The 15,493-nt window shown below is 42.0% G+C and carries 14 protein-coding genes; all 14 read left to right on the top strand.

Features of this window, described 5'->3' with window-relative positions:
• Positions 1 to 118: 118 nt before the first annotated feature.
• The 14 genes from ACTQ50_RS01650 (at position 119) to ACTQ50_RS01585 (ending at position 15,400) form a co-directional block, all read left to right on the top strand.
• A complete protein-coding gene (locus tag ACTQ50_RS01650; RefSeq protein WP_441482694.1) occupies positions 119 to 1,945 on the top strand; it encodes an ABC transporter ATP-binding protein in 1,827 nt (608 codons plus the stop codon).
• Positions 1,935 to 3,833 carry an ABC transporter ATP-binding protein gene (locus ACTQ50_RS01645; protein ID WP_441482693.1) on the top strand — a complete coding sequence of 633 codons (1,899 nt, stop codon included), beginning with the start codon at positions 1,935 to 1,937 and terminating at the stop codon, positions 3,831 to 3,833. Before ACTQ50_RS01650 ends, ACTQ50_RS01645 begins: the two co-directional genes overlap by 11 nt.
• A 150-nt stretch (positions 3,834 to 3,983) precedes the next feature.
• A complete protein-coding gene (locus ACTQ50_RS01640) occupies positions 3,984 to 4,772 on the top strand; it encodes a class I SAM-dependent methyltransferase (RefSeq protein WP_441482692.1) in 789 nt (262 codons plus the stop codon).
• Between the two features lie 150 nt (positions 4,773 to 4,922).
• On the top strand, positions 4,923 to 5,588 hold the full coding sequence (locus tag ACTQ50_RS01635) for a response regulator transcription factor (RefSeq protein WP_441482691.1): 666 nt from the start codon (positions 4,923 to 4,925) through the stop codon (positions 5,586 to 5,588).
• On the top strand, positions 5,585 to 7,021 hold the full coding sequence (locus ACTQ50_RS01630) for an ATP-binding protein (protein WP_441482690.1): 1,437 nt from the start codon (positions 5,585 to 5,587) through the stop codon (positions 7,019 to 7,021). Before ACTQ50_RS01635 ends, ACTQ50_RS01630 begins: the two co-directional genes overlap by 4 nt.
• Positions 7,022 to 7,263: 242 nt before the next feature.
• Complete coding sequence (locus ACTQ50_RS01625; RefSeq protein ID WP_441482689.1) at positions 7,264 to 8,847, top strand: DUF6034 family protein; 1,584 nt, start codon at positions 7,264 to 7,266, stop codon at positions 8,845 to 8,847.
• A gap of 1 nt (position 8,848) precedes the next feature.
• Positions 8,849 to 9,739, top strand: coding sequence for a hypothetical protein (locus tag ACTQ50_RS01620; RefSeq protein WP_441482688.1), 891 nt, complete (start codon positions 8,849 to 8,851; stop codon positions 9,737 to 9,739).
• Positions 9,736 to 10,464 carry an ABC transporter permease gene (locus ACTQ50_RS01615; protein WP_441482687.1) on the top strand — a complete coding sequence of 243 codons (729 nt, stop codon included), beginning with the start codon at positions 9,736 to 9,738 and terminating at the stop codon, positions 10,462 to 10,464. Before ACTQ50_RS01620 ends, ACTQ50_RS01615 begins: the two co-directional genes overlap by 4 nt.
• Complete coding sequence (locus tag ACTQ50_RS01610) at positions 10,442 to 11,119, top strand: ABC transporter ATP-binding protein (RefSeq protein WP_441482686.1); 678 nt, start codon at positions 10,442 to 10,444, stop codon at positions 11,117 to 11,119. The genes ACTQ50_RS01615 and ACTQ50_RS01610 overlap by 23 nt, the downstream gene beginning before the upstream one ends.
• 2 nt (positions 11,120 to 11,121) lie before the next feature.
• Positions 11,122 to 12,387 carry a COG1361 S-layer family protein gene (locus ACTQ50_RS01605; RefSeq protein WP_441482685.1) on the top strand — a complete coding sequence of 422 codons (1,266 nt, stop codon included), beginning with the start codon at positions 11,122 to 11,124 and terminating at the stop codon, positions 12,385 to 12,387.
• Positions 12,384 to 13,112, top strand: coding sequence for a hypothetical protein (locus ACTQ50_RS01600; RefSeq protein WP_441482684.1), 729 nt, complete (start codon positions 12,384 to 12,386; stop codon positions 13,110 to 13,112). The genes ACTQ50_RS01605 and ACTQ50_RS01600 overlap by 4 nt, the downstream gene beginning before the upstream one ends.
• Before the next feature lie 199 nt (positions 13,113 to 13,311).
• Positions 13,312 to 13,863, top strand: a complete 552-nt coding sequence (locus ACTQ50_RS01595; protein ID WP_441482683.1) for a CDP-alcohol phosphatidyltransferase family protein — start codon at positions 13,312 to 13,314, stop codon at positions 13,861 to 13,863.
• Between the two features lie 162 nt (positions 13,864 to 14,025).
• The gene (locus ACTQ50_RS01590; protein ID WP_441482682.1) at positions 14,026 to 14,769 is read left to right on the top strand and encodes an aldo/keto reductase; all 744 of its coding nucleotides are present in this window, start codon (positions 14,026 to 14,028) and stop codon (positions 14,767 to 14,769) included.
• A complete protein-coding gene (locus tag ACTQ50_RS01585) occupies positions 14,753 to 15,400 on the top strand; it encodes a metallophosphoesterase (protein ID WP_441482681.1) in 648 nt (215 codons plus the stop codon). Before ACTQ50_RS01590 ends, ACTQ50_RS01585 begins: the two co-directional genes overlap by 17 nt.
• Positions 15,401 to 15,493 lie beyond the last annotated feature (93 nt).

The following is a 15,493-nucleotide window of genomic DNA, read 5'->3' as shown; positions in this document are numbered from 1 at the left end:
AATCTGGGGATATTTTTTCTGCTAAACTGACTGGAAAGATAGTTACTGCTACTGCATATACCAGAAATACTTCACTTCGTTGGAAAGCCCCACGCATTTCCAAGAGAAAGGAACTGCTATGTCTGAGAAAAAAGTCCCTCGAAAATACAATACAATTCAGAACATATGGTTTATGATCAAACTGGCCTGGAAGTCTAAGGAGAAGAAAGTTCTGGTAATTGGAAGTCTTATTTCACTGCTGACAGTTATCCAAAATCTTCTGAATCTCTATGTATCCCCGGTGATTCTGGGTGCGGTAGAAGACCATGTTTCTGTGCAGAATCTCCTCTTTATTATCGCCATTTTTGTACTTACGCTCATGGTAGTTTCAGCCGCATTGACCTATGTAAATGAGAATGCAATTTATGGTCGCATCAGTGTCCGCATGGAACTTGTAAATCTTATAAACCAGAAAGCATCTACAACTTCATATCCCAATATCCAGGATAATAAGTTTCAAAAGTTGCTGACGAAATCCGAAGAATATACAGACAACAATGCAGCTGCTGCAGAAGCAATCTGGACAACGCTTACTACTTTGCTTGTCAATTTAACCTGCTTTTTTCTCTATGCAGGACTGCTGACACAGATCCAGTCAATATTAATCCTGGTCATTCTTATTACTTCCGTGATAAGCTATTTTATTTCCAGAAATCTGGATGGTTATGAGTATAAACACCGGGAAGAAGAGGCGGAATATGTTCATCATATGTCCTATCTGTTAAATCAGGCAAAGGATATTGGTGCAGCCAAGGATATCCGTATTTTCGGTCTTCGATCCTGGTTAGAAGAGTTGTATGAAAAAAATTACAGGGCTTTTACTGCCTTTCACAGCAAGGCAGAGAGAATCCATCTGTGGGCCAGAATTACCGATCTTTTTCTTACTTTTTTGCGAAACGGAATGGCTTATGTTTATCTGATCTATCTTGTGTTATATCAGAGACTGAAGGTTTCAGAGTTTCTGCTGTTTTTTACTGCTGTAGACGGATTTTCCAGCTGGGTTACCGGAACTCTGGATCAGCTCCGCAGGCTTAACAGGCAGTCTCTTGATATTTCCGTAATCCGAGAATGCCTGGATTATCCGGAAGTTTTTCAATTTGACGGGGGAATCCCACTTAGCCTGGAAGCAGGAAAGGACTATGTAATTTCTCTTGAACAGGTTTCTTTTCGCTATCCAGGCGCCAGCCAAGACACCTTACGTGATATCAATCTGACCCTGCAACCAGGGGAAAAACTGGCTGTAGTTGGTCTCAATGGTGCAGGAAAAACCACTCTGGTCAAGCTGATCTGCGGATTCCTTGATCCTACGAAAGGTAAGGTGCTGTTAAACGGAACTGATATCCGAATGTATAACCGCAGAGATTATTATTCCCTGTTTTCAGCCGTATTTCAGGATTTTTCCCTGCTTGCAGCAACCATAGCCGGTAATGTAGCCCAGGCAGAAGAAATGGATATGGAAAGAGTAAAAGATTGCATCAAGAAGGCTGGCCTCACTTCAAAAATAGAATCTCTTCCAGAGGGTTATGAAACTTATCTGAACCGGTCCGTATACACAAATGCAGTGATGCTTTCCGGCGGAGAAACCCAGCGATTGATTCTGGCACGTGCCTTATATAAAGACTCTGTTTTTATTATTCTGGATGAACCCACTGCAGCTCTGGATCCTATTGCAGAAGCTGATATTTACCAAAAATACAATGAGATGACACAAGGAAAAACCTCTGTTTTTATTTCCCATCGACTTGCCTCGACCAGATTTTGCAGCAGGATCATTTTGCTTGAGCATGGAAAAATACTGGAGGAAGGAACCCATGAGAAATTACTAAAATCCGGCGGAAAATATACAGAATTATATGAAATCCAGAGCAAATATTACAGGGAAGGAGCAGAAAACGTTGAAGCATAATCAAAGAAATATGACCTGGAAAGAAATGCTGAAACTTAATCACAGGGCATACATGATCTTCTACAAAAAATATCCCAGGATGATCATTTCCCGTATTAGTCTGATCATCTGGAAAGCCCTTACTCCCTACGTAAATATCTATTTTTCTGCACTTATCATAGAGGAGCTATCTGGCAGCCGGGATATGGAACGCATTCGATCTCTGGTACTTGCTGTATTGCTGTCGGCAGCTGGGATCAGTCTTGTATCTGCACTTCTTGAGAAATGGAAAAACACGCAGAGTGCAAGAATAGGACTAAAGATTAAATATATTCTGTGTGAAAAATTCCTGGATATGGATTACGTTGATCTGGATGATACAAGGACTATGGACTTGTATCATACCGTTATCCAGAATCTGAATGGACAGGGCTGGGGGCTATATCATGTACTGGAAAATTATGAAGATCTGTGTTCGGGAGTATTGACGATCCTGGGCGGGTTTGCCCTGACTTTTTCCCTTTTTACCAGTCCGGTTCCGGAAACAGCAGGAAAATATACAGTACTAAACCAGCCGTTATTTTTGTTATTTTTACTGGCTGTTATGATACTTATCACTTGGATTTCTCCAGTACTTGCTGGAAAGGCAGGAAAATACTGGGCAATGTGTGCCGATCTGCATACCCTGGGAAACCGCATGTTTGCATATTATGGGCATCTTGGATCCGACATTCCAAAAGCAGCTGATGTAAGAATATACCGCCAGGAGAAGCTTTGCGAAAAGTACAATTTAAATAAAGAAAGCCACTATGGTTCCAAAGGATTATTTGCCAGCTTTTGCAAAGGACCGGTTGGACTTTATCTGGCTGCTGCTTCTTCCGTTTCTGTGATTTTTACAGGGATCGCATATCTTTTTGTGTGCCTGAAGGCATGGGCGGGAGCCTTTGGAATAGGAGCAGTTACCAGATATGGTGCCTCTATTACCAATGTTTATGGAGGTGTTTCCAAATGTATTACCACTATGGAAGATATGAGGAACAATGCTGCTTTTTTATCTCTTACTTTTGAATTCCTGGACATTCCAAACAACATGTACCAGGGCAGTCTGACCGTGGAAAAGCGCCGTGACAGGAAGTATGAGGTGGAATTTAAAAATGTCTCTTTTAAGTATCCTGGATGTGATGTTTACGTACTTCGAAATGTGAATATAAAGTTTAAAATCGGTGAGAAGCTGGCTGTAGTAGGAATGAATGGAAGCGGAAAAACCACGTTTATTAAGTTGCTTTGCAGGCTATATGATCCGACCGAAGGAGAGATTTTATTAAACGGGATTGACATCCGTAAGTATAATTACAGGGAATATATGATGATCTTTTCCGTGGTATTTCAGGATTTTAAATTGTTCTCCCTGACTCTTGGAGAGAACGTGGCTGCACAGGTTGATTATGACAGGAAAAAGGCGGCCAGAGCCCTGATGGATTCCGGATTTCAGGAGTCGTCCTTTACAGATAACCATCAGAATGCTTTTCCTCTGCTGAAGGATGGGCTGGATACCTATCTGTATAAGGATTACAACAATAAGGGAATCACCATTTCAGGCGGCGAGGCCCAAAAGATCGCCATTGCCCGGGCACTGTATAAGGACGCACCTTTTATCATTCTGGATGAACCTACCGCCTCTTTGGACCCGCTGTCAGAAGCAGAGATATATGAAAAATTCAACCAGATAACAGGCAACAAAACAGCTGTTTATATCAGCCACCGTTTGTCCTCCTGTAAGTTCTGCGATAAGATCGCGGTTTTCCACCAGGGTTCCATCATCCAGACCGGCACCCACCAGGAACTGCTCGCTGATGAAAAAGGGAAATATCATGAGCTGTGGATGGCACAGGCGCAGTATTATATATGATATGAAATCCCCTTTGTTTTTCGTAAAAAATGGTTGAACTTATATATTTTATACAATTGTAAACCAATTTTTCCTATGCTATAATGTTGTTGGCTAGTTATGTCTAACCAATGATGCTTTTATAGAACTTAAAGATTGGAAGGTATTGCTATGAGTGAGAAAATACAGCTTTCCGGGGTTCCGGAAACCATGCTGCAGACCATATATGCACGTGCAAAAGAGACGAAAAACAGAGGAGCTATCCGCGACCAGAAAGCAGTTGAAATTATAGAAAAACTGGACTATGATTTTTCCCTTGCGGACAAAGACGGAGCCATGCACAACGGCGTGATCAGCCGTACTATCGTGCTGGATAAACTGGTGACAGAATATTTACGAAAAGCACCAGATGCAGTGGTGATCAATATTGCCTGCGGCCTTGATACCCGCTGTTACCGCACGAAAAATTATTCCCACTGGTATAATCTTGACCTTCCAGAGACCATCGCAGTACGTGAAAAGCTCCTTCCGGAAAGCGGAAAGATTTCCCAGATCGCCATGTCCGCAATGGAGGATTGGAGTAGTCTGGTAGAAGCAGGAAGTAAGCCCGTTCTTGTGATCATTGAGGGACTGACCATGTATCTGGATCTGGCAAGTGTACAGCAGATTTTTCATATTATCAGCCGGAATTTCCAGAAAGCAACGGTACTGGTGGAAACCATGAGTCCATTTGTTGTTAAAAATGTGAAGGAAAAGTCCATTGAAGGCAGTCATGCCAAATTCACATGGGGCGTAAAAGACGGCAAAGAGATTGAAAAACTGCTTCCAGAATTCCGGTCAGTGGAAGATCACAGCCTGGTAGAAGGAATGGAAGTATTTATGCCTATTTATAAATTGATTGGGAAAATTCCAGCTGCGAGAAATATTTCAAATAAAATCCTGGTTTTGGAAAGGAAATAAACTACATATATCAGAAGAACCTTACGAACACAGATTGTCTGAAAAAGGCAGTTTGTGTTCTTTTTTGTGCTTCGTTACAATCTGGTTACACCACAGAGCCCAAAACAATGTATAATAGATATTACTTAATTCAACAGGAAAGGACAAGAAATGAAAGCCAGAATCCTTGTAATAGAAGATGAACCCGCAATTAATGACCTGCTCTGCATGAACCTGGAAGTCACCGGATATGAGACTGTAAGCTACTTTGATGGCAATGAAGCCAGCGAAGGCATTGCCCGTGACCACGATTTCCAGTGCGCCCTGGTAGACATTATGCTCCCTGGGAAAGATGGATACGCACTTTTACCGGAGCTGAAGCACTACAGCATCCCTGTCATTTTCCTCACCGCCAGAGCTGATCTTGCAAGTAAAGTAAAGGGGCTGAAGGAGGGGGCAGAAGATTATATTGTAAAACCATTCGAAATGCTTGAAGTGATGGTCCGTCTGGAAAAAGTTCTGGAACGTCACGGAAATATCCAGGAACAGATTCAGATAGAAGATATTACGATCGATACCGTGAGCCATACTGTTACCAGGAATGGAACAGAAATCTACCTGAAACCAATGGAATACAACTGCCTTATGATGTTCGTCCGAAATCCCAACAAAGCCCTTACAAGAGAACAGCTTCTCGCCGGTCTCTGGGGCGTGAAATTCGAGGGAGAGACCAGGACGGTAGATGCCCATGTAGGACGTATCCGCAAGAAGCTGGGCTGGCAGGACAAGATCAAAACCATTCCCCGTATTGGATACCGACTGGAGGTGGAGTTTTGAAACTTTTTACCAAAATCTTTTTGCAGGTGACATGCGTAATTCTGATTTTATCCTCTGCTATTTTTTTTTATACTTCATACCGCTGGGAGAAGCAGAGCATTCAATACATCAATAACTACGAATATACCAAATTCCAGAACAATCTTTTACAATTCGAAGAGAAATTAAGACTTACAAGCAGTCAGTCAGCAGGTTCCGATGAGAGAGTCCGAAACCGGATCCTGATCTATGCTTTCCGGCAGATTTTTCATGACAGCGCTGTTCTGTATCAGAATGGCGAAGAGCTTCACAACGGTACCACTTATGAGTTTGATGTCCAGGGAATCCAGAAGCAAATGGGAGAAATAGAATTACACGGAAAATGGTATGACATGGATACTTACGTCTATGATCCCATTATAAGCAAAATCGACGGCAGAACCCTGTTGCTTTTTTATTATTCCTCCACAGAATCAACTACAAAACTGAATTATCAGATTGTCACTTATAAAGATATTTCAGATGTTCTGGAGAAGAACCAGATTCTTTTTTACCAGGCAGGTGCGTTGACACTCATTGTGCTTTTAATTACTGGAACAATTCTTTTTTTCAGTCTGCGAAAAATCATGGCACCTCTTACAAGATTAAAGGAAGCCGCTGTCTCTGTATCAGAAGGAAACTACGATATAGAAGTTCCAGCTGAGGGTAATACAGAGCTTGCGCAGGTTGGGAAAAGCTTTAACCAGATGTCTGCTAAAGTAAAAGAACAGGTCCAAAGCCTTTCTACAATAAATCAGACCCAGCGGCAGCTGATGGGAAGCCTTGCCCATGAGCTGAAAACACCTATGACCTCCATTCTTGGATATGCAGATACCCTTCTTACAGTGCGCCTGCAAAAACAGCAGCAGGAGAGAGCACTATCCTATATTTCCAATGAATGCCGCAGGCTGTCACGGCTTTCTGTAAAGATGCTGGAGCTTACCGGGCTGTATGAAACTGGAGAAGCACGTTTTGCACCAGCAGAAATTTCCGTGAAAGCATTTCTGGATGATGCCAGACAGCTGAATCTCTACCGCCTGAAGGAGAAAAATATCCATCTTGAAATTCAGTGTGAACCTGCTGATCTGAAGAAAACTTTTGACAAAGATCTTATGCTAAGTGTGGTAAACAATTTTATTGATAACGCGGCGAAAGCCTCCCTGGAGAATTCCAAAATCATACTGTCTGCAACAGCCGGGAAGCTGATGGTCCAGGACTTTGGCAAGGGAATTCCTGCTGAAGATCTGGAGAAAGTGACCGAGGCCTTTTATATGGTTGACAAATCCCGCTCCCGGGCGAATGGAAGTGTGGGACTGGGACTTGCACTATGTAAGAAAATTGCGGATATACATGGGTTTCAGTTAAAAATTGAAAGTGAACTTGGAGAGGGCACTCGGATTTTTATTGAATGGTAGCAAAGTCTATTGGAGTATAAGCGTACAGGTAATTGTTTAGTTCCTTTATCATTGCATTTTTGGTTGTACCAGTTACATGCCAGATTACAACTCAGTTACAATTTACGGAAGATTCGGTGTAATTTCCAATGCTACAATCTATACCAGAACATGACCGAGAAGTTACCATTCGCAACATCAAACACCTATTCCCCTGGGTATTCGGTCATGTTCAAACACAGGAAGGGAGACTTCACACACAAATGAGAAAGAATATAGAAAGAATAATCGGACTTACCCTTTGCATGGGAATGTTAGCGGGATGTGCACAGACACCAGAATCGTCCCTTGTAAGGCAGAAGGGAAGTAAAGCATTGGATTCTTACAAAGAAGCGGATAACAATGTGGATATGGTAGAAAGTGACAGTTCCGCTGACCAGACAAATACGTCTCAGAGCACTGGTACTGCTGATTCGATAACCGCCATTGATGATTCTACAGATAACACCTCCGCTGCCAGAACCACCATCCGTGACCTGCTCAATGCGCCTGAGACATATAAGAGCCAGGTAACAGACGACACCGCTAAGCTTGTGGTAAATACAGATGCCTCTGTAGAGATTCCCGATGTGGAGAAGATCTCTGCAATTTCTGTTACACCGGCTGAAATTACACAGGATCTTCTGGACCGTATTACAGACGCCTTTTTCTCTGATGCGAAGATTTACACTGCAGACAGCTACTATGTCCAGACAAAGGATGAGATTAAGCAAAAAATCGACGAATTAAAAGAAGATGTTGCCAATGGAAATCTGGATCCTAATAATTATGGAACGAATGACAATGGCAATCTGGTATATGATATTTACGGTGACATCGAATACTGGGAAGGGCAGTATGAATCTGCCCCAGAGACAAAAAATCTGGTAGAGGGGCGTCCAACTGTAGGCGTACAGATATATAGTGATAACGGAGAAGTTATGGGAGATAATGAATTTACGGGGGTAGCCCAACTGGATGATGGTTCGGAATATTATTATCGTACTTCTTCCTGGGGAGCCTATCCCTTAGAAGTAAGGCTTAACAAGATTGCTAAGAAAGGCGGTTTGGAAGTTCCTTCTGATGCCACATGGATCGATTATTCCAGTAACTGTTCATACGAAAAGCCAACTGAGGAATCTATCGGAATTTCTCTGGATGACGCGAAAAAACTAGTTCAGGAAAAGGTAGATGCTATAGGACTTGGCGATATGATCCAATGCGGATGGAATTATGCCATCCAGACTTCTATTGGAACAGACGATACTCCCAGTTATCTTGGAGGCGGTTATGTGATCTACTATAGCCGTACCATAAATGGAGTTCCACTTACCTATACCATGGATGCTGGTGGAGCACTGGAAGATATGGACAGTACTATGGAAACCTGGGCTTATGAGAATCTTTATTTTTATGTAAATGCAGACGGAATTGACAGTGTGTCTTATAGCAATCCATACACTATCGGAGAGACTAAGACTGAGAATTTAAGCCTGCTTCCATTCAGTGAGATCATGAATATCTATGAAAAAATGATGATCGTCACCAATGCGGACAACCTGAGTTATGAAAATTCCAGGGTATATAATATTGACCGAATCGTTCTTGGCTATGCCAGAATTTATGAACCATCCACAGACGCCCATACCGGGCTTCTGGTTCCAGTCTGGGATTTCTTCGGATCTCGCAAGATAGATTCCGAGTATGATGGTGAGACCTATTCAGATACCACAGATTACCCCACCTGGAGCTTTCTTACCATCAATGCAGTTGATGGAAGCATTATAGACCGCAGTCTGGGCTACTGATATGAAGCAGATATTTGGAATTGTACGCTACAATTTCTTCGGCTTTTTCCGTAATCCCAAGGTAATTTTTACATTCCTTTTGGAATTTGTGCTCAGTTTTCTGCTTACAGGAAGGATCATGGTTGTTATGGAGAGCTATGACACGCCGGTCCAGGCCATTGAGCCTTTCCTGTGGACCTTCGGGGATGGAACAGCAGTGCTTCTAAGCTCCATGCTTTTGCTCCTACTGTTTTCAGACCTGCCGAAAATGACACCGGTCACTCCTTATCAGCTGATCCGCACTACCAAGAGAAAATGGCTCTTAGGCCAGTTCGTTTATATTACATTCGTAACTATTTTATATACATTCTTTATGCTTTTGTTCACTTCCGTGTTGTGCATGAAGGACAGCTACCCAGGCAATCTGTGGAGCGATACAGCAGCTATGCTGGGCTACTCTGATCTTGGAAAGAATCTGCAGGTGCCATCTACAGTACGCGTTATGGAAAGTATTTCTCCTTACGGTTGTATGCTGCAGGTATTCCTTTTGCTTTTTGGCTATTCCCTGGCTTTAAGCTTTGTAATTCTGGTGGGGAATCTCTACAAAGGAAAAACAAGAGGCATGGTATTTGGTCTGCTTTACAGTATCTATGGATTTCTTCTGGATCCCAATGTACTGGCAGCTGTTTTACATAAAGAAAAGTATGAGATGTATCAGATAAACGTGCTGATCTGCTGGATCAGTCCCTTAAACCAGGCCGTCTATGGGAAACATAATCTGGGTTATGATCCATTACTTCCCAAGCTCTGGCAGTCCTGTGTATTTTTTCTGGTTCTGGTACTAATACTGGTTCTTCTGGCGCTTCGCAGAATGAAGAACTATCCGTTTGAATTCCTGGGGGAAAAGGCATGAGTGGTGAAATGAAACGTATGCTTACATCCAAAAGCTTTCTGGCCGCCTGGCTGATCGCTTGTGTATCTCTTGGCCTTGGGCAGACTTACCCTAGTCTGAAGAAGTCTTTGCCATGCGGTACGTTTATAAGCCTTCTGGATAGCTCTATAAAAGGACAGATTGTATCCTTTGCTTTGCCTGTAGCAGCAGTGCTTCCCTGGAGTGATTCGTTCCTACAGGAGTATAGAAGCGGTTTTCTAAAAGCAGCACTGCCCAGAACCAGCCGCAGTCAATATGTGGAAGGAAAAGTTTTTTCTATTCTGATGTCTGGTTTTCTGGTCTGGATACTGGCGGTTCTGACAGTGCTTTTTGTTAATTTTGTTATATTTTATCCTTTGGAAATAAAAGGAAATTTTCAAAAAGATCAGCTGACAGAACTTCTAATGAAAGCGCTTCGCATGAGTATCCTTGGAAGTATCCTAAGCATCCTTGGCGGAATCTGCGGAACACTATGGGAATCCGCTTATATGGCTTACGGAATTCCTTTTATAAGTTATTATTTCGGAATTATTCTGCACCAACGGTATTTTAAAGATCAGCTCTGGTTTTACCCGTCAGAATGGATAACTCCCTCTGGAAACTGGGGGCCATACCAAACTGGTTTATGGTTATTTTTGTTATTATTTATGCTTGCGCTGATACCAGTACTAGGAGGTGTGTTGTATGCTAAAATCGAAGAGATATAAGCTGGCGGAACCAGGTTCCTGTGTACAAATAAATCATGTTACCAAGCGTTTCGGCGAGGATCTTGTTCTAAAAGAAGTAAATCTGAATCTGAATTACGGACAGGTGTATGGTATTGTTGGGAATAACGGTTCCGGAAAGACCGTTCTTATGAAGTGTATCTGTGGTTTTCTGCCGCCTACAACTGGAACCATCCACGTGTTAGGAAAACAAATTGGAAAGGACACTGATTTTCCGGAAAGCCTTGGTGTTATCATTGAGACACCAGGCTTCCTTACCCAATATACAGGAATGAAGAATCTGGAAATCCTGGCGGATATGCGGGGACTGATTTCCCAGGCAGATATCCGTCTTATTCTTCAAAAGGTTGGACTGGATCCAGATATGAAAAAGCCAGTTGGAAAGTATTCTCTTGGAATGCGCCAGCGTCTTGGAATCGCCCAGGCCATTATGGAGGATCCCCGTTTTCTCATTTTGGATGAACCCTTCAACGGACTGGATAAACATGGCGTAGCAGAGATCCGAGAGCTTCTTCTGGAATTGAAAGCGGCCGGTAAGACCATCCTCCTTGCCAGCCATAATGAAGAAGATATCCGTATTCTCTGTGACCATGTATATGAAATGGACGGAGGAATCTTGAAGGAAAGGACAGCCTGAACATGAGAGAAGAACAATTACAGAAGAAATTTGTTTTTGTCGTCAAAATAAGCGAGATCATTTGGATTGCTGCATCAACCGCCATGATATTATTTTTTATATTTCCTTTTGCAGTTTTTGCACAGGAGACTGATTTTGAAAATACAGAAACAGTTTTTGAAGATGAAACAGAAACTGCTCCTGATATAACCGCAGTTCCAGATTCAGACCCAGATCTGGATGGGTTCATATCTGGTGACGATTCTTCTGAAAAAGATAATACCATTCATGTTATTATTGAAAATGGCTCCGCTGGAAGTACAGACAACAGTAATACAGATCCAGCTGGTGATGGTACTATGACAGGAGGGGATACTTCTTATGGAGATGTTTATACCGGAAGTACAGGCGGAGAAACCAGCTCTTCTGGTGAAAAGATCCTCCACAAGCCTCAGCTGCTTTTAGAGGACAGTAATCTATCCAGTCAGACACTAAAAGCTGGCACAACCCAGGAAATGTCCGTAACCTTCCGGAATAAAAGCCGAAGCCAGAACGTATATGGATTGAAGATCTCTCTTTCCACGGAAACAAAAGGAATTGAATTTGATAAAAATTCTTTTTACGTGCAGCGTCTGACACCAGGCGAAGCTATCACTTTAAAACAGAATCTATCTATCGCAGAAGATACAGAGCCAGGTCAGGTAATGATTTTGTTTTCCCTGGAATATGAAGATTCCAAAGCCACCGGTGCCACTGGTACAGAAACTCTGACGTTTAACGTCACACAGCCTGTACGTGCAGAATTGGAAGCGTCTGATATTCCCTCTGTTTTTTACACGATGGACACTGTGGAAATTCCAGTAAAAGCACTAAATTTAGGACGGGATATAATATATAATGCGAAAGTACAGTTAGAAGCAGATGGACTAAGTCCAAAGGAGACGGTATTTCTTGGAAACATAGATGCAGGAACAGCCGCCGAGGGCACAATAAGAATATACGTAAAGGGAAGTTCCGGAGCTGAGAACTCTGCAGGAAAGCTGATTCTCACTTACGAGGATTCCACAGGGAACCCTTACCAGACAGCTGTGGATTTCACCTCTGAGATCAAAGAATCCCAGATCCAGTCTCTGAAAGTTGAGGATTCTCAGGAAGAAACCAACAGCTGGTGGTATTCTATTATTGCGGTTCTGGCAGTTTTGCTGGTTTCCATTATTCTGTTTCTTCTCGCCAGATTACATAAGAAATCCGTACTCCTGGAAGAAGCAAGAAAGGCGGCATCCCATTGAGAAAGAAAAAAATAGACAGCTTCATCTGCTTTTTGTTTCTTCTCATTTCGCTGGTTCTTTTCTTTTTTCTCAGACTTACCTATGAAATGCAGAAGGAGAAGCAGCAGTATACAGCCTTATTTTCTCTTGGAAATCTCAGTTACGACCAGGATTTTCTTAAAAATGCCACAAAAATAAAAGGACTTCAGGAAATCTGGCCAGTTGTGGAAGTCCCAGTAACGATAAAAATAGAAGACTATACCAAAACCACGGTCTTTAACGGAATTGATCCAGACGCGTTCACCGAAAATTCCAGGCAGGACAATTTGGGAAACACACCACTTTTACTTCTGGGAAGCAATTCTTTGGAAAACATGAAAGACTCTAATGGACATGCCATTTCAAAGAAACAGCAGAATACATATCTGAAAATGGGAGAAGAGCTTGCTATTACATATACTTTAGACAGTATCCGTTCAAGTAAAAGCTCTGCCGAAAATAGTAGTTCCATTTACAGCGGCAGTTCTATGGCTATGAACAATCCTGGTGATAATATTTCATCTGTGTCATGGCTCCCTTGTAAAGTCGCCGCGGTACTCCCAGGGGAAAACGACCAGATATATATCCCGCTTTCTCAGGCGAGAGCTCTGTGCAGTGAAACCGGCACTCCGTTGACGGTGACAAAAGTGTTGCTTAAGATAAAAGGAAAAGACAGTCTTGAAAGCGCCAGACAGTTGTTTGAATAATAAATATGATTTCTATCAAGTGTTATTCCTACCGTATGTTCCCACTTTAAGGGGTAATCCGTTTAGGCTGTCCTATACTCCATTTTTGACAATATTGTTATAAAATAATTCATAATCTTCTTGTCTCATTCATAAATCTGTAAATTGATTTTACAGCCAAAATGCTATACAATGGATAGCAACCAAGGAGGAGAGGATTATGAAACTGGATAAGAAAAATATTTTTACAATCCCAAATATTCTAAGCAGCTTTCGAGTGATACTGGCATTTGTATTTTTGATCGTATTTTATCAGTCAGGCCTGGATAACAGAGAAAACTATTTGACTGTGATTATTCTGATTTCCGCACTTACTGATTTTCTGGATGGTAAGATTGCCCGGAAATTTAACATGGTCAGTGAACTGGGTAAGATCCTGGATCCCATTGCAGACAAAATAACCCAAGGTGTTCTGATCCTATGTCTGATGAAAAAATATCCCTTACTTCGCTGGCTGTTCCTGCTTTTTGCAGTAAAGGAAGCCTTTATGGGAATTGTAGGTGCCAAAGTATTAAAGAAGACAGGCGAAAACAAAGGTGCAATGTGGTACGGAAAGGTTTGTACCGCCTTTTTCTATCTGGTCATGTTCCTGTTTCTCTTTATTCCAGACATTCCCATTCAGATTGCCAATGTGCTGATCTTGATGTGCAGCTTCTTTATGATTTTATCTTTCATTTTATATGCGAAGCGATATAAAGAATTGTTATCATAACCACCAAAGATACTCTCTGCAGATACAATTAATATAAGCATCTGCAGGGAGTGTTTTTTGGCAATTAAGTAAAAAATCCTTGACTTAAAGCCCTGTTTAACCCTTAATATAAAGATATTATCAAGAAAAAATCTCAATAAATCCAGAAAGGAATCACTTAAAATGCAGTATAGAAAACTTCCACATGGCGACGAGCAGATCAGTATTATCGGAATGGGAACTTCCGTTGTTGGAGAAGCCTCAGAGAAAAACGTTGTAGAAACTATCACATACGCATTGGATCATGGAATCAATTACATTGACCTGGCAGGGGGACATGCTGCTATTTTCCCTGGAATCGGAAAAGCTCTGGTAGGCAGAAGAAAAGAAGCCATGTTACAGCTCCATTTTGGTGCAGATTATACTTCCGGAGAATATGGCTGGAATCTGTCTCTTAATGGCGTGAAGAAATCCGTTGACTGGCAGTTAAATAAGTTAAAAACAGATTATATTGATTTTGGCTTCATGCATTGTCTGGATGAAGTCTCAGATCTGGAAACCTATGAAAAAAATGGAGTGCTTAAATTTTTACTGGAAATGAAAGAGCAGGGTGTTGTCCGTCATTTAGGTCTGTCCACCCATGCGCCTCAGCTTGCCAATAAAGTGCTGGATATGGGACTGATCGATATGATGATGTTCTCCATCAACCCGATGTATGACTATGGACAGGGTGATTTTTCCATTGGAAGCAGCTCTGAAAGATATGCGTTATATTCCAGATGTGAGAAAAAGGGGGTAGGCATTTCTGTTATGAAGCCTTTTAATTCTTGCTGCTGGATGGTATCAGGCGCACCATGTATGGGAAACCACCTACCAGATCCAGACAGACAAAGAGGTTGGCAATTTAAAAGTGGCTGTTCTTTCTGATTCCCATACCGGAACTACTTTCCACGGGGAAGGCTTTGCCGGACATATAAAAGAGATCGAAGCACAGAATCCAGATGTCTTGTTGATCGTAGGAGATTTTATAGACGACGATACTTCTAAAGAAGATATGATCCGCTGCTGTCAGGCTCTTGGAGAAATGAAGACCACTTATGGTGTTTATTATGTATTCGGAAACCACGATAAGGGGTATTATCCACCAGAGTACCGTGGATATGACGGAGATGACCTGATCGCAGAGCTTGAAAAAAATAACGTTCACGTTATGCAGGATGACGTAGAGCTGGTAGATGATCGTTTCTATATTATCGGAAGACAGGATAAATCGGAAGAGTATTCTGGCGGACGTAAAACCATGGCTGAATTAACAGAAGGCCTTGATCCAGACAAATTTTCCATCGTCCTGGATCACCAGCCACAGGATTATGATGCACAGGCGGCCTCCGGCGTTGACCTGGTTCTTTCCGGCCACACTCACGGCGGACAGCTTTTTCCACTTATGACCATCGAGAATCACAGCAACCTGGCTTCTGACGACCGCGTATATGGATATGAAAAAAGAGACAATACAAACTTTATTGTAACTTCTGGAATTCCCTGTGTGTTAGGATAATTGTCAGTGAAAGATAATTACTTTTGTGGTAGTATATAGCTATCACAGGAAGGGAGCTTTCACTATGAACTATAGTCCAGAATTAAAGGATGC

Origin of the sequence: Blautia sp. Sow4_E7, from assembly GCF_052116245.1 — a bacterium.
Taxonomy (GTDB): domain Bacteria; phylum Bacillota; class Clostridia; order Lachnospirales; family Lachnospiraceae; genus Blautia_A.
This window is presented reverse-complemented; position numbering and strand designations above follow the sequence as displayed.

Excerpts from the sequence above, each read along its gene's own strand:
- ACTQ50_RS01650 (WP_441482694.1), top strand. The coding sequence starts at position 119 with ATGTCTGAGAAAAAAGTCCCTCGAAAATACAATACAATTCAGAACATA.
- ACTQ50_RS01640 (WP_441482692.1), top strand. The coding sequence starts at position 3,984 with ATGAGTGAGAAAATACAGCTTTCCGGGGTTCCGGAAACCATGCTGCAG.
- ACTQ50_RS01635 (WP_441482691.1), top strand. The coding sequence starts at position 4,923 with ATGAAAGCCAGAATCCTTGTAATAGAAGATGAACCCGCAATTAATGAC.
- ACTQ50_RS01625 (WP_441482689.1), top strand. The coding sequence starts at position 7,264 with ATGAGAAAGAATATAGAAAGAATAATCGGACTTACCCTTTGCATGGGA.
- ACTQ50_RS01620 (WP_441482688.1), top strand. The coding sequence starts at position 8,849 with ATGAAGCAGATATTTGGAATTGTACGCTACAATTTCTTCGGCTTTTTC.
- ACTQ50_RS01615 (WP_441482687.1), top strand. The coding sequence starts at position 9,736 with ATGAGTGGTGAAATGAAACGTATGCTTACATCCAAAAGCTTTCTGGCC.
- ACTQ50_RS01610 (WP_441482686.1), top strand. The coding sequence starts at position 10,442 with ATGCTAAAATCGAAGAGATATAAGCTGGCGGAACCAGGTTCCTGTGTA.
- ACTQ50_RS01605 (WP_441482685.1), top strand. The coding sequence starts at position 11,122 with ATGAGAGAAGAACAATTACAGAAGAAATTTGTTTTTGTCGTCAAAATA.
- ACTQ50_RS01595 (WP_441482683.1), top strand. The coding sequence starts at position 13,312 with ATGAAACTGGATAAGAAAAATATTTTTACAATCCCAAATATTCTAAGC.
- ACTQ50_RS01590 (WP_441482682.1), top strand. The coding sequence starts at position 14,026 with ATGCAGTATAGAAAACTTCCACATGGCGACGAGCAGATCAGTATTATC.